Origin of the sequence: Streptomyces sp. NPDC008125 (assembly GCF_042957125.1) — a bacterium.
Taxonomy (GTDB): domain Bacteria; phylum Actinomycetota; class Actinomycetes; order Streptomycetales; family Streptomycetaceae; genus Streptomyces.
Genome location: NZ_JBIBHR010000005.1, coordinates 143271 through 160965, shown reverse-complemented (window position 1 = coordinate 160965; position 17695 = coordinate 143271). Strand labels below are relative to the sequence as shown.

General features: G+C 72.9%; 14 protein-coding genes. 10 read left to right on the top strand and 4 right to left on the bottom strand.

Going from position 1 to position 17695, the window contains the following annotated elements; genetic code table 11:
* Positions 1 to 115 precede the first annotated feature (115 nt).
* Positions 116 to 1033: a LysR family transcriptional regulator gene (locus ACFZAX_RS10765; RefSeq protein ID WP_390960702.1), complete on the top strand. Its 918-nt coding sequence runs from the start codon at positions 116 to 118 to the stop codon at positions 1031 to 1033.
* 144 nt (positions 1034 to 1177) lie between these two features.
* Here ACFZAX_RS10765 and ACFZAX_RS10760 read toward each other — a convergent pair whose 3' ends face one another.
* Complete coding sequence (locus ACFZAX_RS10760) at positions 1178 to 1987, bottom strand: tyrosine-protein phosphatase (protein WP_390961005.1); 810 nt, start codon at positions 1985 to 1987, stop codon at positions 1178 to 1180.
* A 728-nt stretch (positions 1988 to 2715) separates the two neighbouring features.
* Here ACFZAX_RS10760 and ACFZAX_RS10755 point away from each other — a divergent pair.
* The 7 genes from ACFZAX_RS10755 (at position 2716) to ACFZAX_RS10725 (ending at position 11269) form a co-directional block, all read left to right on the top strand.
* Positions 2716 to 3132 (top strand): hypothetical protein, encoded by a 417-nt coding sequence (locus ACFZAX_RS10755; RefSeq protein ID WP_390960700.1) that lies wholly within the window; start codon positions 2716 to 2718, stop codon positions 3130 to 3132.
* A gap of 195 nt (positions 3133 to 3327) precedes the next feature.
* Positions 3328 to 5181, top strand: coding sequence for a methylmalonyl-CoA mutase family protein (locus ACFZAX_RS10750; RefSeq protein WP_390960699.1), 1854 nt, complete (start codon positions 3328 to 3330; stop codon positions 5179 to 5181).
* Positions 5181 to 7424: a methylmalonyl-CoA mutase gene (gene scpA, locus ACFZAX_RS10745; protein ID WP_390961004.1), complete on the top strand. Its 2244-nt coding sequence runs from the start codon at positions 5181 to 5183 to the stop codon at positions 7422 to 7424. The genes ACFZAX_RS10750 and scpA overlap by 1 nt, the downstream gene beginning before the upstream one ends.
* A 12-nt stretch (positions 7425 to 7436) precedes the next feature.
* On the top strand, positions 7437 to 8435 hold the full coding sequence (gene meaB, locus ACFZAX_RS10740) for a methylmalonyl Co-A mutase-associated GTPase MeaB (RefSeq protein ID WP_390960698.1): 999 nt from the start codon (positions 7437 to 7439) through the stop codon (positions 8433 to 8435).
* Positions 8436 to 8925: 490 nt separating this feature from the next.
* Positions 8926 to 10065 carry a transcription termination factor Rho gene (rho, locus tag ACFZAX_RS10735; protein ID WP_390960696.1) on the top strand — a complete coding sequence of 380 codons (1140 nt, stop codon included), beginning with the start codon at positions 8926 to 8928 and terminating at the stop codon, positions 10063 to 10065.
* 169 nt (positions 10066 to 10234) lie between these two features.
* On the top strand, positions 10235 to 10690 hold the full coding sequence (locus ACFZAX_RS10730; protein ID WP_390960694.1) for a MarR family winged helix-turn-helix transcriptional regulator: 456 nt from the start codon (positions 10235 to 10237) through the stop codon (positions 10688 to 10690).
* A 216-nt stretch (positions 10691 to 10906) separates the two neighbouring features.
* Complete coding sequence (locus ACFZAX_RS10725; RefSeq protein WP_390960692.1) at positions 10907 to 11269, top strand: hypothetical protein; 363 nt, start codon at positions 10907 to 10909, stop codon at positions 11267 to 11269.
* Positions 11270 to 11321: 52 nt separating this feature from the next.
* Here the strand turns inward: ACFZAX_RS10725 and ACFZAX_RS10720 are convergent, their stop codons facing one another.
* Entirely contained in the window at positions 11322 to 11813 is a 492-nt protein-coding gene (locus ACFZAX_RS10720) for an FBP domain-containing protein (protein ID WP_390960690.1), read from the bottom strand.
* A 71-nt stretch (positions 11814 to 11884) separates the two neighbouring features.
* Between ACFZAX_RS10720 and ACFZAX_RS10715 the strand changes: the two genes are divergently transcribed.
* Positions 11885 to 12454: a WHG domain-containing protein gene (locus ACFZAX_RS10715; protein ID WP_390961003.1), complete on the top strand. Its 570-nt coding sequence runs from the start codon at positions 11885 to 11887 to the stop codon at positions 12452 to 12454.
* A gap of 66 nt (positions 12455 to 12520) precedes the next feature.
* Positions 12521 to 13717, top strand: a complete 1197-nt coding sequence (locus ACFZAX_RS10710) for a GDSL-type esterase/lipase family protein (protein ID WP_390960689.1) — start codon at positions 12521 to 12523, stop codon at positions 13715 to 13717.
* 106 nt (positions 13718 to 13823) lie between these two features.
* Here ACFZAX_RS10710 and pgm read toward each other — a convergent pair whose 3' ends face one another.
* A complete protein-coding gene (pgm, locus tag ACFZAX_RS10705; protein WP_390960688.1) occupies positions 13824 to 15470 on the bottom strand; it encodes a phosphoglucomutase (alpha-D-glucose-1,6-bisphosphate-dependent) in 1647 nt (548 codons plus the stop codon).
* A gap of 151 nt (positions 15471 to 15621) precedes the next feature.
* Positions 15622 to 17274, bottom strand: a complete 1653-nt coding sequence (locus tag ACFZAX_RS10700; protein ID WP_390960686.1) for an ATP-binding cassette domain-containing protein — start codon at positions 17272 to 17274, stop codon at positions 15622 to 15624.
* Between the last annotated feature and the right edge of the window lie 421 nt (positions 17275 to 17695).

Here is a 17695-nt window from a genome sequence, read left to right as displayed (position 1 = left end):
CCATGCGTGGCGGTCGACGGCGAACCCCAGGGGTGCCGGGCGGTCGCTTTCGAGTCAACCCGGAGCGACGGTGCAGGTGAAGGACCGATGTGAGCGCGATTGATACCCTGGCGATATGAATGATCTGGAGGCGCGGCAGCTCCGCTACTTCGTCGCGGTCGCGGAGGAATTGCACTTCGGGCGGGCCGCCGCCCGGCTGGGCATGGCGCAGCCTCCCCTGTCCCGCACCATCCGGGAGCTGGAACGGCAGCTCGGCGTGATGCTGTTCGAGCGGACCACCCGGCAGGTGGAGCTCACCGCCGCCGGAGAGGTCCTGCTGCGCGACGCCAGAACCGCCCTGGAGGCGATCGCCGCCGCCGCTCACCGAGCTCGGCACGCGGGCAGCACCTCACCCCGGCTGCGCATCGCACTGAAGGCCGACATCGACGGCGGCCTCCTGCCTCGGATCCTGGACGCCTACAGCGCCGACCCCGCCGCCCTGCCCCCCGAACTGGTCCTCGGAGGATTCGGTGAACAACCCCAGGCACTGCGCGACGGCCGGGCGGACGCGGCACTCGTCCTCTGCCCCATGGACGACCGCGGGCTGGACAGCGAGCCGCTGGTCACCGAGCCGGTCCTGGTCGCCCTGGCCGCCACCGACCCGCTTGCCGCCCGTACCCAGCTGTGCCTGGCGGATCTGGCCGGCCGAAAACTCCCCAGCGGTGCGCCGGCCGACGCCGGCCACGCGACCGCGCGCCGACCCGGATCCGCGAGCCCAGCCTCCAACTTGTCGGAGATCTTCAACCTCGTCGAAACGGGCAGCATCGTGTTCTTCGCACCGGCCTCGGTCGCCCGACGCAACCCGCGCCCCGGGGTCGCGTACCGGCCGGTCAGCGACCTGCCGGAATGCACACTGGCCATCGCGTGGCCCCAGGACGCCCGCTCACCGGCCGTCGCCGCCCTCGTACGCGCCGCCGGCGCGATCGCAGCAGGCCTGCCCGCACGAGCGGAACCCCCGGTGGAGAGCACGCTCCCTCAAGGCCACCGCCACTGACGCCATGACCGGCCCGGTCGCACCCTCGCACCGAACCGCAGACGCACGCCTGCGGGTGTCGCCGTCGGCGACACCCGTGGCCCATGCGCCGAGTGGTGTCCGGCGGACCGAGGTCGTACCCCGGCGTGATCCGACGGACACGACTTACACCGGAACGCCGACGGGGGCGGTCAGTTCCTGCCGCAACCGCTCCACCACCGGCTCCGGCAGCCTCAGCCCCCTGCGTACATAGCCGTCGAGGCCGCCCCACCGCTCCTCCATCGCGTCCAGCGCCACGTCGAGATAGTGGGGCCGTGCCTCGATGACGGCGGACGCGATGGCCGGATCGCCGCCCGCGTCGAGGAAGCGCTGGACGGAGGGGGCGAAGGCGAGGCGCACGGCGGGGTTGACCGCGAGGAACTCGGCCCGGACCGTCTCCCGGGACGCCCCCAGGATCATCAGCAGCACCGCGGTCGCCCAGCCCGTGCGGTCCTTTCCCGCCGTGCAGTGGAAGAGCACAGGCCGGGCCGAGGCGTCCGCCGCTGTTTCCAGGAAGGCGCGGTAGGCAGCCGCGGCGCCCGGGGAAAGCACCATCTGGCGGTACGTCTGGGCGAACACCTCCTCCGCCCTGCCGCCGCCCAGAGCCGCCTCGGCGGCGGCGGGATCGGCGAGCAGGGCCCTGAGGCGGGCCGGGGCGACCCCGGGATTGCCTCCCAGCACGTCGGCGACGAAGAGTCTGGCTCTCGGGGGCAGCCGGTCCGGGGCCCAGTGGCGTTCGTCGGCGGTTCGCAGGTCGACGACCGTACGGACGCCGAGGGCGGCGACTGCCAGGTCGTGCTGCGGATCGAGTTCGCTCAGCTGGCCCGAACGCAGAAGGATCCCCTGCCGCACCCGCTGGCCGCGGCCCAGGGCGATGCCGCCCAGATCCCGGAGATTGACGACGGTGGTGGCCGGGACGGCCCGGGCGGTCTGCACGATGAACTGCCTCTTTCCCGACGTTTTACGCATTTAGGTATCAACGTCGCATGTCAGGGGCGATCCGACAACGGAAAGCGCCGGAGCGGACCGGCACTTCGGCGGCGGGAGAGGGGCCCCCGCTCCTCGCTCGCGAAGGCGCCCGCGCCTGCTTCGTGCCGCCCCGGCCCCGGTTCGCGCCGTCGCACCCGGCCCCCGCCCGGCTCGCTGCCGGACATCGAATCCCCGGCCCCGATCCGGGTACGGGCCGCCGCACCCGATCGAATGAAGATCTCTGCCCGGCAGGGGCGGCCGGGCGCCCAGCGACACCGAAGCCGGCGCGAGCGACGGCCGGAGCGGGGCCTTCGGCGCATGACGCGCCCCCGGCCCGGCGGACGAGGGTGCGGAACGACCCAGAGACGGGGGACCTCGTGGCCGGGAGCAGCGCCTTCGCCGGGCACTCGGAGACGGCGATCCGGACAAACCGAAGGCGAAGGGATTCGATTCTCGGAAGATCACCGCCGCACCGAGCGGCAGCCCTGTGGCGACCGCGCGTCCGAGTTGACCGCCGCTCCCGGGGCCGGGCATACCGGCCACGTGGTCGGTCACCTGCTCCCCCCGGCATCGGAGTGAGGCGAAGGAGCTGCCGGCCGGTTACGTCGAGCGGGGCCACGGAGGCGCGGGCCGCTCCGATGGCGGGCGAACAGCGGGGATGGCGGGCGAACAGCGGGGATGGGAGTGAGGGACGCGTGACCGAGCACGGGTTCGACCTGCCGCCGAAGGCCCCGCCGGAAGTCGTCGCCCGGCGCGACGCACAGGCCGACGAGGTGTGCCGCGCCCTGGCCCGGGCGGGGATTCCCGTGTACCGGGCAGGCTTCGGAGGCGATGTCGAGGAGAGGGCCGGTGCGGAGGTCCATGTGGACGCTCTCGTCGTCGGCGGTGTGCTGGTCGAATGGAACACGGCGACGGAACTGACCGAGGCCGCCGTGAACCTGCTGGCGGGCGGAGTCGATCCGTCGGCCCTGCCCGACGCGATCCGCCACTTCGAGACCGTCCACGCCGGTATGCGGCGTGCCCTGCTGGAGATCCTCGTGTCGGCGGGATTCCCGGCCGAGCAGGCGGACCCTCACACCTACGGGGCCGCGATCCTCGTCAGGGATCTCTGACCTGACGACCCGGCCCCACGACGACCCGGCCGTCCTGACGCCCCGGCCGGGGACAGCCGGACATCTGGCGGGTATCGCCGACAGCTCCGGCCGCCCCGTGACACGCTGCGTGAACGCCCGGACGCACACCGGCGAGGGATAGGTCACAGCAACATCCTCTGCTGGTCCCCCGCCGAACTGTCCTAGCATCTGGGCATGACGGTCCTGCCTGCTGACGGGCTCCCCCTGGCCGCCGAGTTCGCTGACGCCTCCCCGGAGCAGTGGCAGACCCTCGTCGAGGGTGTGCTGCGCAAGTCGGGCAAGGACGTCACGGGTGAGGCCGCGCTGGAAGCCCTGTCCACGACGCTGGAGGACGGGCTCACCACCCGCCCCCTGTACACCTTCCGCAACAGCACGCCCCCGGCCGGTCTGCCCGGTTTCGCGCCCTTCACCCGAGGTGGCGGACCAGCCGGGAACGCCGCGGGCGGCTGGGACGTCCGGCAGCGTCACGCGCTGAGCGATCCGGTCCGGCTGAACGAGGCCCTGCTCGCCGATCTGGAGAACGGCGTCACCTCGCTCTGGCTCCGTGTCGGCGGACCCGGTGGTGTACCGGTCTCCGGTCTGGACCGGGCGCTGGACGGCGTGCTCCTCGACCTCGCGCCGCCGGCTCTCGACGCCGGGGACGACTCCGGCGCGGCGGCGGCGGAACTCGTGCGGCTGTACGCGGACCGGGGGGTCGCCCCGGAGGCCGTACGCGGCGGGCTCGGCATCGATCCGCTGGGTGCGGCGGCCCGTACGGGTGACACGCCCGATCTGACCACCGCCGTCGAGTGGGCCGCACGGTGCGCCGGGGAGTATCCGGGGCTGCGGGCGCTGAGCGTGGACGCGCTGCCGTACCACGAGGCCGGTGGTGGCGTGGCCCAGGAGCTGGGCCTCTCGCTCGCCACCGGGGTGGCGTACCTCAGGGCCCTCACGGCCGCCGGGCTGTCCGTCGAGGCGGCCTGTTCGCAGCTGGAGTTCCGTTACGCGGCGACCGCCGACCAGTTCCTGACGATCGCCAAGCTGCGGGCCGCGCGCCGGCTGTGGGCGCGGGTCGCGCAGGCCTGCGGCGCGCCAGGCGCGGGTGCCCAGCGGCAGCACGCGGTGACCTCGTCGGTGATGATGACGCGGCGCGACCCCTGGGTGAACATGCTCCGCACCACGCTGGCCGCACTGGGCGCGGGGGTCGGTGGGGCGGACGCGGTGACGGTCCTCCCCTTCGACGAGGCGCTCGGGCTGCCGGACGCCTTCGCCCGTCGGATCGCCCGGAACACCTCCACCATTCTGATGGAGGAGTCGCACCTGGCCCGGGTCATCGACCCGGCGGGCGGCTCCTGGTACGTGGAGACCCTCACCGAGGAACTGGCCGTCGCCGCCTGGGCGTTCTTCCAGGAGATCGAGCGCGCGGGCGGTCTGGAGGCGGCCACCGCCTCGGGTCTGGTCGCCGAGCGGCTCGCCGCGACCTGGGAGAAGCGCTCCCGCGATCTGGCACGCCGCAAGGAGCCGGTGACGGGGGTCAGCGAGTTCCCCCACCTGGACGAACGCCCGGTGGAGCGCGAGGCGGCGCCCACCGCCCCGTCCGGCGGCCTGCCGAAGGTCCGTCGCGACGAGGCCTTCGAGGCGCTGCGGAGCCGGTCGGACGCCCATTTCGCCACCACGGGAGCCCGCCCGAAGGTCTTCCTGGCGGCTCTCGGCCCCGCCTCGGCGCACACCGCCCGGGCCTCCTTCGCCACGAACCTCTTCCAGGCGGGCGGCGTCGGGACGGTCCAGCGCCCCGTCACCGTGGACGCCGCGACGGTGGCCGACGCGTTCGCCGCGTCCGGCGCCGAGATCGCCTGCCTCTGCTCCTCCGACGCGGTGTACGAGCGGGAGGCGGCCGGGGTGGCCGCTGCGCTGGTGGCCGCCGGAGCCGGCCACGTACTGCTCGCCGGCCGCCCCGGCGAGGTGGACGGGGTGGACGGCTACGTCTTCGCCGGCTGCGATGCCGTCGCCGTGCTCTCCTCCGTACTCGACCGACTGGGAGTGGCATGATGCAGAACCCCGAGAACACCTCGTCGGCCGGAAGCCCCGCGAGCCCCGTCCCGGACTTCTCCGCCGTCCCGCTGGACGCGGGCACTCCCCCGGCGCCCTCGGCCGACCGCTGGCGGGCCGCGGTGAAGGAGTCGACCGGCAGTTCGGTGGACGACCTGCTCTGGGAGACCCCCGAAGGCATCACCGTCAAGCCGCTGTACACGGAGGACGATCTGGAAGGCGTCGACTTCCTCGACACCTTCCCGGGCATCGCCCCGTACCTGCGTGGCCCCTACCCGACGATGTACGTCAACCAGCCATGGACGATCCGTCAGTACGCCGGTTTCTCCACGGCCGAGGAGTCCAACGCCTTCTACCGGCGCAACCTCGCGGCCGGGCAGAAGGGGCTCTCCGTCGCCTTCGACCTGCCCACGCACCGGGGTTACGACAGCGACCACCCCCGGGTGACCGGTGACGTCGGCATGGCGGGCGTGGCGATCGACTCGATCCTCGACATGCGCCAGCTCTTCGACGGCATCCCGCTGGACCGGATGTCGGTGTCGATGACGATGAACGGCGCGGTGCTCCCCGTGCTGGCCCTGTACATCGTGGCCGCCGAGGAACAGGGCGTACCGCCGGAGAAGCTGGCCGGGACCATCCAGAACGACATCCTCAAGGAGTTCATGGTCCGCAACACCTACATCTATCCGCCGGGCCCCTCCATGCGGATCATCTCGGACATCTTCGCGTACACCTCGCGGAAGATGCCGCGCTACAACTCGATCTCCATCTCCGGCTATCACATCCAGGAGGCCGGAGCGACGGCCGACCTGGAACTGGCCTACACCCTGGCGGACGGGGTGGAATACCTGCGGGCCGGCCGGGCCGCGGGGCTGGACGTGGACGCGTTCGCGCCCCGGCTGTCGTTCTTCTGGGCGATCGGCATGAACTTCTTCATGGAGATCGCCAAGCTCCGGGCGGCCCGGCTGCTCTGGGCCAAGCTGGTCAAGGAGTTCGAACCGAAGAACCCCAAGTCCCTCTCCTTGCGCACCCATTCACAGACCTCCGGCTGGTCGCTGACGGCTCAGGACGTGTTCAACAACGTCACCCGCACCTGCGTGGAGGCGATGGCCGCCACCCAGGGGCACACGCAGTCGCTGCACACCAACGCGCTGGACGAGGCGCTGGCCCTGCCCACCGACTTCTCGGCGCGCATCGCCCGCAACACGCAGTTGCTCCTCCAGCAGGAGTCCGGCACCGGGCGGGTCATCGACCCGTGGGGCGGCAGCGCGTACGTGGAGAAGCTCACCCACGACCTGGCACGGCGGGCCTGGCAGCACATCGAGGAGGTCGAGGCCGCCGGCGGCATGGCGAAGGCCATCGACGCGGGCATCCCGAAGCTGAGGATCGAGGAGGCCGCCGCCCGTACCCAGGCGCGCATCGACTCGGGCCGTCAGCCGGTCATCGGCGTCAACAAGTACCGCGTGGAGACGGACGAGAAGATCGACGTCCGCTCGGTCGACAACTCCTCCGTGCGCACCCAGCAGATCGAGAAGCTCCGCCGGCTGCGGGCGGAGCGGGACGAGAGTGCCTGCCAGGACGCGCTGCGCGCGCTGACCGAGGCAGCGGGGCGCGCCCCGGGTCCCGGTCCGGAGGGCAACCTGCTGGCACTGGCGGTGGACGCGGCACGCGCCATGGCCACCGTGGGCGAGATCTCGGACGCGCTGGAGAAGGTGTACGGGAGGCACGCCGGCCAGATCCGTACGATCTCCGGGGTGTACCGCAAAGAGGCAGGAGAGTCCCCGTCGGTGGACCGTACCCGCGAGCTGGTCGACGCCTTCGAGGAGGCGGAGGGCCGCCGCCCGCGCATCCTGGTCGCGAAGATGGGCCAGGACGGCCACGACCGCGGCCAGAAGGTGATCGCGTCGGCCTTCGCCGACCTCGGCTTCGACGTGGACGTCGGCCCGCTGTTCCAGACGCCCGCCGAGGTGGCCCGGCAGGCGGTCGAGGCGGACGTCCACATCGTGGGCGTCTCGTCGCTGGCCGCCGGTCACCTCACGCTCGTCCCCGCGCTGCGGGAGGAGCTGGCGGCCGAGGGGCGCGAGGACATCATGATCGTGGTGGGCGGGGTGATCCCGCCGCAGGACATCGAGGCCCTGCACGAGGCGGGTGCCGCCTCGGTCTTCCCGCCGGGCACGGTCATCCCGGACGCCGCGTACGACCTGGTGCGGCGGCTCGGTGCCGCACTCGGGCACGAGCTGTGAGCCGCTGACCCGATGGCCCCGACGATCGACATCGAGAGTTACGCCAAGGGAGTGCTCGACGGGAGGCGCGCGTTCGTCGCGCGCGCGATCACCCTCGTCGAGTCCTCCCGCCCCGACCACCGGGTGCTGGCCCAGGAGTTGCTGAGCAGGCTGCTGCCGCACGCGGGCCGGGCCCGGCGGGTCGGGATCAGCGGGGTGCCCGGGGTCGGCAAGTCGACCTTCATCGACGCGCTCGGCACCCTGCTGACGGGGCTGGGGCACCGGGTCGCGGTGCTCGCGGTGGACCCCTCGTCCACCCGCACCGGCGGCTCCATCCTGGGCGACAAGACCCGGATGGAGCGCCTCGCGGTGGACCCGCACGCGTTCGTCCGCCCGTCCCCCTCGGCGGGCACCCTGGGCGGGGTGGCGAAGGCGACCCGGGAATCCATGGTGGTGATGGAGGCGGCGGGTTACGACGTGGTGCTGGTGGAGACGGTCGGCGTCGGCCAGTCGGAGACCGCGGTGGCCCGCATGGTCGACACCTTCCTGCTGCTCACCCTGGCGCGTACGGGTGACCAGCTCCAGGGCATCAAGAAGGGGGTCCTGGAGCTGGCGGACGTCATCACGGTGAACAAGGCGGACGGCCCGCACGAGCGCGAGGCGCGCTCCGCCGCGCGGGAACTGGCGGGCGCCCTGCGGCTGATGCACCCCGCCGACGCCGCGTGGACCCCTCCGGTCCTCACCTGCAGCGCCCGTGAGGCGACGGGCCTGGACACGGTGTGGGAGGGCCTGGAGCAGCACCGCACGCTGTTGGACTCGACGGGGCGGCTGGCGGCGAAGCGCAGCGAGCAGCAGGTGGACTGGACGTGGAGCATGGTCCGGGACGAGCTGCTGGAGAGCCTGCGCTCCCACCCGGACGTACGGGCGCGTGCGCCGGAGCTGGAACGGCGCGTCCGCGAGGGCGCTCTGACGGCCACTCTGGCCGCGGAGGAGATCCTCGCGGCGTTCCGGGGCGGCTCCGGAGGCGGGTGACGGCGACCGTCGGGCTCCGGACGAAGATCTGACGGGCCTGCGGTGGCGCCTTCCGGAGCCGGCGCGCGGATGACGTGCCCAGGCGACGGCTCCGGCGTTTCCGGGCCCCGCGCTCCACGCCCCGCCTGCCACGTTTCACGTCCGGCCCCGCCCGGCGGGCGGGCGGCCCCGTTCCCTCCGGCCACCCCTCGTGGTAGTCTCCGAAAAAGCACTCGTGTACGTCCCCGTCGGGACACCGGTGCCGATTCCCTTCACTGCTGTCGCACCTGTCGATTCACGACCCGCGATTCAGCTCCTCCCCAGCAGTTTTTCTCCCGCAGCTTTCCGCACGCGTCGATCCGGTCCGCCACATCCGTGGGCCGCACGCCGCGACGCGCTCCCCGCCCGTCGGGACGCAGGTGTCCGCGATGCACGTCGAGGCGTGTAGGTACCGCCTCCAGCCGCCCGCACCGGGCCCGCACTCCCTTCCGTCCTCGAAAGGACATGTCCCATGACCACCACACTCGAACGCCCCGTGTCCGCCCAGCACGCCCCCGTCGCCGCTGCCGGTGTCCTCGACACCTCACAGGGCGGCCACGGGCTGCTGCGCGGGCCGAGCGGCCACCCCGCGCCCGGCGACGTCCGCGTGCCGGCCGCGCTGATCGGCCGGTACGGGCTGCGCACGGGCGACTTCGTGAACGGCGGGTGCGACCGGCCGGGCACGCTCGCCGTCGTCGATCGCGTCAACGGGCTGCCCCCGCAGGCCCTTCGCTCCCGCCCCCACTTCCACGAGCTGACGCCGTTGCACCCCCGGGACAGGCTGCGCCTGGAGACCCGCGCGGGCGGCCCCGCGCCACGCCTCGTGGACCTGATCGCGCCGGTCGGCAAGGGGCAGCGCGGTCTGATCGTCGCCCCGCCGAAGACCGGCAAGACGGTGCTGCTCCAGCAGCTCGCGGCGGCCGTCGCGACGAACCACCCGGAATGCCATCTCATGGTGGTGCTGCTCGACGAACGCCCCGAGGAGGTCACGGACATGCGCCGGTCCGTGCGGGGCGACGTGCTCGCCTCCACCTTCGACCGCCCGGCGAAGGAGCACATCGCGCTGGCCGGCCTCGCCGTGGAGCGGGGCAAGCGGCTCGTGGAACAGGGGCAGGACGTCGTCATCCTCCTCGACTCGCTCACCCGGCTCTGCCGCGCCCACAACAACGCCGCGGGCCCCGGCGGACGCACGCTGAGCGGCGGCGTCGACGCGGCGGCGCTCCAGGGTCCCAAGAAGCTCTTCGGCGCGGCGCGGCTGACCGAGGAGGGCGGCTCGCTGACCATCCTGGCGACGGCGCTGGTGGAGACCGGTTCGCGCGCGGACGACTTCTTCTTCGAAGAGCTCAAGGGCACCGGCAACATGGAGCTCCGCCTGGACCGCGCGCTCGCCGACCGCCGCATCTTCCCGGCGGTGGACATCGCCCCCTCCGGCACGCGACGCGAGGAACTTCTTCTCTCCGAGCCGGAGTTGACGGCGGTACGCGGGCTGCGGCGCGCCCTGCAGGGCCGGGACAGCCGGGCCGCGCTCGAAGCCGTACTGGACAAGGTCCGTCGGACGCCCGACAACGCGGCCTTCCTCCGCCAGGTGCACCAGACGGTCCCCGGCGCCTGAACAGCGCCCGGTGCGCGCCCGCTCGACGGACTCGTCTCGGGGCTGCCGCCGGGCCGGCTGGAGCGCGGGCATGCCGCCTCCGCACCCACGCGGCGACTTGACCTCATGTTCGGTCGAGGTCTTACGTTCGTCTCACCTGTCGTGTTGATCGGATGGTGAGGGCAGAACGATGGAGTACTCGCACAACGACGCCGAGCTGGCCGAACAGCCCATCGGTTACTGGAGCTGGGCAGCTCACAAAGCGGTCGTCACGAACATCCGCGCGGGGCTTGCGGAGTTCGGTGTCACCCAGCCCCAGTGGTGGGTCATGAACCAGGTCGCCACCGACGAGAACGGCCGGACCCGGGCGGAGGTCACGGAACTCCTGCGAGGCTACTTGGACGTGGGAGCCTCGCTCGCGGACGAGATCGACGCCCTCCTCGTCCGGGGCCTGCTCACGGTCGACGGTGAGGACCGTCTTCGGCCGACCTGCGCGGGAGACGCGGTGTTTCGCCAGTGCGCCCACCGCCAGACGGCGATGCGCACGCAGGCCCACGACGGCATTACCGATGAGGAGTACCTGGTCACCCTCAAGGTACTGCAGCGGATGATCCACAACGTCGGAGGCGAGGCGTGGCACCACTGAGGCCCGGTCCGCCACTGCTGCGCGGCGTCGGCATGATTCCGTGCGCGGCAGAACGTGCCGGCCGGGACGCCGTCCGCCCGACCCGCATCGCCACGTCCGGCCGGGGCAAGTGAATCCGAACACCCTTCGCCGCCCGTTCCCGTCGAAGCCGGACAGCGATGACATCCTTGAGGACCGGCTCTCCGGGAAACCACTCCCCCGCAGGAGGCACCGCCCATGACCCACCGTTCCGCCGTCGCCCTGGCCGGTCTGCTGGCCGGCGCGGGAGCGCTGCATCTCGCGGTGCCCCGCCCCTTCGACTCGCTCGTCCCGAGCGCCCTGCCGGGAAGTCCCCGCACCTGGACGTACGCGAGCGCCGGCGTCGAACTCGCCCTCGCGGCGGGCGTTCTCGCCCCGCGTACCCGTCGTGCCGCCGCTCTCGGGGCCGCCGCCTTCTTCGTGGGCGTACTGCCGGGGAACGTGAAGATGGCGGCCGACTGGCGCCACCGCCCGGCTCCGCAGCGCGCCGTCGCCTACGCGCGCGTCCCTCTCCAGGTGCCCCTGGTGCTGTGGGCCCGCCGGGTCGCCCGGCAGGCGTGAAGGGCCCGCCCGGACGTCACCACCGGCACGGCTGTCGCGGCCGCCGCGCCCGTCACGCCGTCACATGGGCGAGGAACGCGGCGAGGTTCGCCGTGGTCCGCGCGATCTTCTCCTCCAAGGTGAGCGACTCGCTCAGCCGGGCGCCGGGGCCCGCGTCCTTCTTGCCCCGGACGTACAGGGAGCAGGAGAGGTCGCTGCAGAGGTAGGCACCCACGGAGTTGCCCTGCTGCCCAGCCTTGCCCGCCTTCGGCGCGACCATCAAGGAGACGTTGCCCGTGTGGGTGGTCAGGCACATCGAGCACATGCTCCGCCGCTGTCGGCCGGGCACCGCGCCGGGGCAGCGCAGCACGATGGCCCTGGCGCGGCCCTCCGACTCCGTGACGAGGTAGGCCCGGTCGGGCGCCTGGGGGTCGCGCCAGCCGAGGAAGTCCAGATCGGCCCACGCGCGGTCCGCCAGGTCGCGCGGAACCGCCAGACGCTTCGCCTCGCCCTTGCTGCAGTTCACGAACGCGGCACGGATCTCTTGCTCAGTCAGCGGATTCATGAACGACATGCTAATTTACCTAAAACCTATAGGCAAACGGTTATGTTGTTATGGCAGAGAGAGGGCAGGTCATGGCGCGCGCGGGACTCACCACGGAGCGACTGGTCCGGGCGGGGGCGGAGCTGGCCGACACCGCAGGCTTTGACCAGGTGACCCTTTCGGCGCTCGCCCGGCAGTTCGACGTCAAGGTCGCGAGCCTCTACTCACACCTGAAGAACTCCCAGGAGCTGAGGACGCGGATCGCGCTGCTCGCGCTGGAAGAGATGGCCGACCGGGTCGCCGCAGCCCTGGCGGGGCGCGCCGGGCGGGACGCGCTGGCAGCCTTCGGCAACGCCTACCGCGACTACGCCCGCGAACACCCCGGCCGCTATGCGGCGGCACGGCTCAGGCTCGCCCCGGAGACGGCAGCCGCGAGCGCGGGGCCCCGGCACGCGCGGATGACGCGGGCCATCCTGCGGGGCTACGACCTGACGGAACCGGACCAGACGCACGCCGTCCGCCTGCTGGGCAGTGTGTTCCACGGATACGTCGACCTGGAGTCGACCGGCGGTTTCAGTCACTCCGCCCCCGACTCGCAGGAGAGCTGGGACTGGACCCTGGACCGGCTCGACGTACTCCTGCGCAACTGGGCCGCCCCCTGAGCCACGTTCGGTACCCGCCGTCCACCACCCGCCGCCTCGCATCCACCGACCGACAGGCTGACATCCATGAGCACTCCACCGAGCATCTCGCACCGCTGGGTCACGACGCCCCTCACCGCCGCACTCCTGCGCGGCGCCCTCGATCTGGAGCAGACCGAGCACGGCGTCCTCCCGCACCGGCTGCCCGGGTGGGCCCGCGCCCAGTACGCCGACCCCCAGCTGGCCTGGGCCGAGTCCCAGCCCTCCGGAGTCCGGCTGGCCTTCCGCACCGCGGCCACCTCCCTGGAGCTGGACACCCTGCCCACCAAGCGGGCCTACGCGGGTGCGCCGCCGCGTCCGGACGGGGTGTACGACCTGCTCGTCGACGGCCGCCCGGCGGGCCGGGCCACCGCGTCCACCGGCAACACCGTGATCGTCGACATGGTCACGGGATCGGCCGAGCACCGGCCGGGGCCGGTCGCCACGATCCGGTTCGACGACCTGCCCGAGGGCGACAAGGACATCGAGATCTGGCTGCCGCACAACGAGACCACCGAACTGATCGCCCTGCGCACCGACGCCCCCGTCGAGCCGGCGCCGGACCGGGGGCGGCCGGTGTGGCTGCACCACGGGAGCTCGATCAGCCACGGTTCCGACGCCGCGAGTCCCAGCGCCATCTGGCCGGCTCTCGCCGCGCGCCTCGGCGGTGCGGAGCTGACCAATCTGGGGCTGGCGGGCAGTGCCCTGCTCGACCCCTTCACCGCGCGCGCCCTGCGGGACACCCCCGCCGACCTGATCAGCCTCAAGATCGGCATCAATCTGGTCAACACCGACGCGATGCGACTGCGCGCCTTCACCCCGGCCGTCCACGGGTTCCTCGACACGATCCGCGAGGGCCACCCCACGACCCCGCTCCTGCTGATCTCGCCGATCCTCTGCCCGATCCACGAGGACACCCCGGGCCCGAGCGCGCCGGACCTCTCCCAGCTGAGCACCGGCCGGTTGAGGTTCGTCGCCATGGGGAACGCCGCTGAGACCGCGGCGGGGAAGCTGACGCTCAACGTCGTACGGGAGGAGCTGGCCCGGATCGTCGAGCAGCGGTCCGCCGACGACCCGCACCTGCACCACCTCGACGGCCGGGCGCTCTACGGCTCCGCCGACGTGGACGGGCTGCCGCTGCCCGATCAGCTCCATCCGGACGCCGCGACCCACCGCCTCATGGGCGAGCGGTTCGCGGCGCTCGCCTTCGCGTCGGGCGGTCCCTTCGCGGGGCCGCGCGCGTGACATCCGGTCCGCCGCCCGGGCGCCGCACGGGAGCATGCGGGATTCTCCACCCGCATGCCCCGCGCCCCGAGCGCCCGTCGGTGCGTGCGGGCCGTTCGTGCGGGCTTCAGCCCGCGGCGCCCAGCACCGTCGAGACGAGGGCGCGGGCCTCGTCCTGGACCAGGCTCAGGTGGTCGGGGCCCTGGAAGCTCTCCGCGTACACCTTGTACACGTCCTCCGTGCCGGAGGGGCGGGCGGCGAACCAGGCGCTGTCGGTGCAGACCTTGAGCCCGCCGATCGCCGCGCCGTTGCCCGGCGCCTCGGTGAGGACGGCGGTGATGGCCTCGCCCGCGAGGGTGTCGGCCGTGACCTGCTCGGGCGAGAGCTTGGCCAGGACCGCCTTCTCCTGCCGGGTGGCGGGGGCGTCGACGCGCGCGTAGGCGGGGTTGCCGAAGCGGGTGGTGAGTTCCGCGTAGTGCTGCGACGGGGTGGAGCCGGTGACGGCGGTGATCTCGGAGGCCAGCAGGGCGAGCAGGATGCCGTCCTTGTCGGTGGTCCACACCTGGCCGTCGCGCCGCAGGAACGAGGCCCCGGCGGACTCCTCCCCGCCGAAGCCGAGGCTGCCGTCGAAGAGGCCGTCCACGAACCACTTGAAGCCGACCGGCACCTCCACCAGCGGACGGCCGAGGTCGGCGGCGACCCGGTCGATCATGGAGGAGGAGACCAGCGTCTTGCCGATGCCCGTCTCCGCGGGCCAGCCGTCGCGGTGGGTGTAGAGGTACTGGATGGCGACGGCCAGATAGTGGTTCGGGTTCATCAGCCCGCCGTCCGGGGTGACGATGCCGTGCCGGTCGGCGTCGGCGTCGTTGCCGGTGGAGATGGCGTACGCGTCGCGCTGGGCGATGAGCGAGGCCATGGCGTACGGCGACGAGCAGTCCATCCGGATCTTGCCGTCCCAGTCCAGCGTCATGAAGCGCCAGGTGGGGTCGGCGAGCGGGTTGACCACCGTGAGGTCGATGCGGTGGGTCTCCGCGATGCGGCCCCAGTAGCCGACGGACGCGCCGCCCAGCGGGTCGGCACCGATCCGGATGCCCGCGTCACGGATCGCGTCCAGGTTCAGTACGGACGGCAGGTCGTCGACGTACCCGCCGAGGAAGTCGTGGCGCCCGGTCGTCCCTGCGGCCAGCGCGCGGGCGTACGGAACGCGGCGCACCTCCTTCAGCCCGCCCGCGATGAGCTCGTTGGCGCGGTCCTGGATCCAGGAGGTGGCGTCCGAGCCGGCCGGTCCGCCGTTCGGCGGGTTGTACTTGAACCCGCCGTCGGCGGGCGGGTTGTGCGACGGGGTGACGACGATCCCGTCCGCCAGGCCGTCCGTCCGGCCCCGGTTGTACGTCAGGATCGCGTGCGAGACCGCCGGGGTCGGGGTGTAGCCGTCCTCGGAGTCGATGAGGACGGTGGCGCCGTTGGCGGCGAGCACCTCCAGGGCGGTGACCCGGGCGGGCTCCGACAGCGCGTGGGTGTCCACGCCGAGGAACAGCGGTCCGTCCGTGCCCTGCCGGCTGCGGTACTCGCAGATCGCCTGGGTGGTGGCGGCGATGTGGTCCTCGTTGAACGCGGTCGCGAGCGCGGAGCCGCGGTGCCCGGACGTGCCGAAGGCCACCCGCTGGCCGGGCTCGGCCGGATCGGGGTGAAGAGCGTAATAGGCCGTCACCAGCTTTGCCACGTCGATCAGATCGTCGGAAGCTGCCGGTTCGCCGGCCCGTGCGTGCACCATCGGTTCTCCTCGTTCGTCGGTGGTGATCGTCCGCCCTCGGGCCGGGCGGTGGCCGGGCCGAGGGCGGACGATCACCACGATTTGTACCCGATGACCACCCTTCCCTCCCGCACTGGCGTCCGGTTTCCGTCGCGGGCGAACGCGACGTTCCTCACGCCCGCTCCCCCGCCGGGGTCCGCAGGCACAGTTCCGTACCGGCCCACCGCGACCTCAGCCACCGGTCGTGGCTGGCGACCACGACGGTCCCTGGGCCGGTGCCCAGCGCTTCCTCCAACTCGTCGGCGAGCCGGGGCGAGAGATGGTTGGTCGGCTCGTCGAGCAGCAGCAGGTCCGGCGGATCCGCGACGAGCAGGGCGAGGGCGAGCCGGCGGCGCTGACCGGCCGACAGCTCGCCGACCCTGCTGTCGAGATCCCGCGCGGCGAAGAGCCCCAGGGCCGCGAGCGGGACACGTTCGGACCGTTCCTCGCCGAGCCCGAGGGCGTAGGTCTCGGCGACGGTACGGCCGGGGTGTTCGAACACCGTGTCCTGGGCCAGCAGTCCGGTCCGCAGCCCCTCCCGGCGCCGCACCCGGCCGGCAGAGGGCACGAGTCCGCCCGCCAGTACCGCGAGGAGAGTCGACTTGCCCGCGCCGTTCGGGCCGGTGACCAGCAGGCGGTGGCCGGAACGGAGATCCAGGCGGTCGAGGGCGAGGCGGCCGGGCACCAGGACGTCCCGGAGGGAGAGCAGTGGGACGTCGTCCGCGACCGCGACGGCGGGTTCGGCGGCCGGCTGCTCGGGGGTACGGAAGCGCAGCGGCTCGGGCGGTGCGGGCACCCGCTGCCGTTCCAGTTCGCCGAGTCTGCGGGCGGCGTTGCGCACCCGCCGGGCGATCTGGTTCTGGACGCGGCCCCCGGAGTGGCCGTACCCCATCTTCTCGTTGTCGCGCGGTCCCCGGTCCGGGGCGACCCGGTGCGCAGTGATCTCCACCGCGCCGCGCAGCTCGGCGAGTTCCTTCGCCTCCTCCTCGAAGCGGCGCTGCCAGCTCTCCCGGGCGGCACGCCGCTGGTCCTGGTACGCGGTGTAGCCGCCGCCGTAGTGGACCGGCCCCCGGACGGCTGGGTCGAGGTCGATCAGGTCCGTGCAGACGGCGTCGAGGAACGCCCTGTCGTGCCCTGCCACCACGACGGCCCCGGGCATCTCGCACAGCCGTCGCTCCAGGAACGCGGCGGCCTCGTCGTCCAGGTGGTTGGTGGGCTCGTCGAGGAGGAGCGCGGTGGGCCGGCGGATCAGCAGCGCCGCCAGGGCGAGTCGTCCCCGCTGGCCGCCCGACAGGGAGCCGAGGGTGCGGTGGTGGGCCAGGGCCCCGAGACCGAGGCCGTCGAGGACGAGCCCGGCGCGCCGGTCGGCGTCCCACGCCTCGTGCTCCTCGGCCTGTTCCAGGCAGTGCGCGTACCGGGCGAGGAGGTCGGCGTGGCCGGGGGTGTCCTCCGGTGCGGCGGCGATCTCCCGGGAGAGCAGGTCGAGTCGGGCGAGGTCCGCGCGGGACTCGGCGAGGGCGTCGTCGAGCACCTCGGTCAGGGTCGTTCCGCCCTCGTACGGCATCTCCTGGTGGAGGTGACCGAGGCCGGCGGGGCGGACGACGGTGCCGGAGTCGGGCTCGGCCAACCCGGCGAGCACTCTGAGCAGGGTGGATTTTCCGGCGCCGTTCTCCCCGATCAGGCCGATGCGGCGGCCGGGGGCGGCGGTGAGGGAGACGCCGTCGAGTACCCGGCGCCGTCCGAGCGTGACGACGAGGTCGTGGGCGAGCAGGGCGGGTCGGCTCATGGGATCACCTGTTCGTGCGGTCGCGGGGCCCGCAGGGCGGGGCCTCGGGCCTCTCGTCCGGATCGGGCCGGCCGAGGGAGCGGGGTGGGGTGGTGGGGTGGTGGGGTGGTGGGGTGTGCCTCGCAAGGCGGAGGAGGGAGTCGACGCGGAGCGTCGGCGACCGACGACAACGCCGCGAGGTGCGGCACCGGGGCATTCGAGCCCAGCCGGACCCGGACGAGAGACCCCCGGGTCTTTCGTCCGGGTCGGGCTGGACCGGAGAGCGGGCTCCGGTGGTGTGCCTCGCAAGGCGGAGGAGGGAGTCGACGCGGAGCGTCGGCGACCGACGACAACACCGCGAGGTGCGGCACCGGGGCATTCGAGCCCAGCCGGACCCGGACGAGAGACCCCCGGGTCTTTCGTCCGGGTCGGGCTGGACCGG

Coding starts and splice junctions, on each gene's coding strand:
- ACFZAX_RS10710 (WP_390960689.1), top strand. CDS start 12,521: ATGAGCACTCCACCGAGCATCTCGCACCGCTGGGTCACGACGCCCCTC.
- ACFZAX_RS10715 (WP_390961003.1), top strand. CDS start 11,885: ATGGCGCGCGCGGGACTCACCACGGAGCGACTGGTCCGGGCGGGGGCG.
- pgm (WP_390960688.1), bottom strand. CDS start 15,470: ATGGTGCACGCACGGGCCGGCGAACCGGCAGCTTCCGACGATCTGATC.
- ACFZAX_RS10750 (WP_390960699.1), top strand. CDS start 3,328: ATGACGGTCCTGCCTGCTGACGGGCTCCCCCTGGCCGCCGAGTTCGCT.
- rho (WP_390960696.1), top strand. CDS start 8,926: ATGACCACCACACTCGAACGCCCCGTGTCCGCCCAGCACGCCCCCGTC.
- ACFZAX_RS10725 (WP_390960692.1), top strand. CDS start 10,907: ATGACCCACCGTTCCGCCGTCGCCCTGGCCGGTCTGCTGGCCGGCGCG.
- ACFZAX_RS10765 (WP_390960702.1), top strand. CDS start 116: ATGAATGATCTGGAGGCGCGGCAGCTCCGCTACTTCGTCGCGGTCGCG.
- ACFZAX_RS10720 (WP_390960690.1), bottom strand. CDS start 11,813: ATGAATCCGCTGACTGAGCAAGAGATCCGTGCCGCGTTCGTGAACTGC.
- scpA (WP_390961004.1), top strand. CDS start 5,181: ATGCAGAACCCCGAGAACACCTCGTCGGCCGGAAGCCCCGCGAGCCCC.
- meaB (WP_390960698.1), top strand. CDS start 7,437: ATGGCCCCGACGATCGACATCGAGAGTTACGCCAAGGGAGTGCTCGAC.
- ACFZAX_RS10730 (WP_390960694.1), top strand. CDS start 10,235: ATGGAGTACTCGCACAACGACGCCGAGCTGGCCGAACAGCCCATCGGT.
- ACFZAX_RS10700 (WP_390960686.1), bottom strand. CDS start 17,274: ATGAGCCGACCCGCCCTGCTCGCCCACGACCTCGTCGTCACGCTCGGA.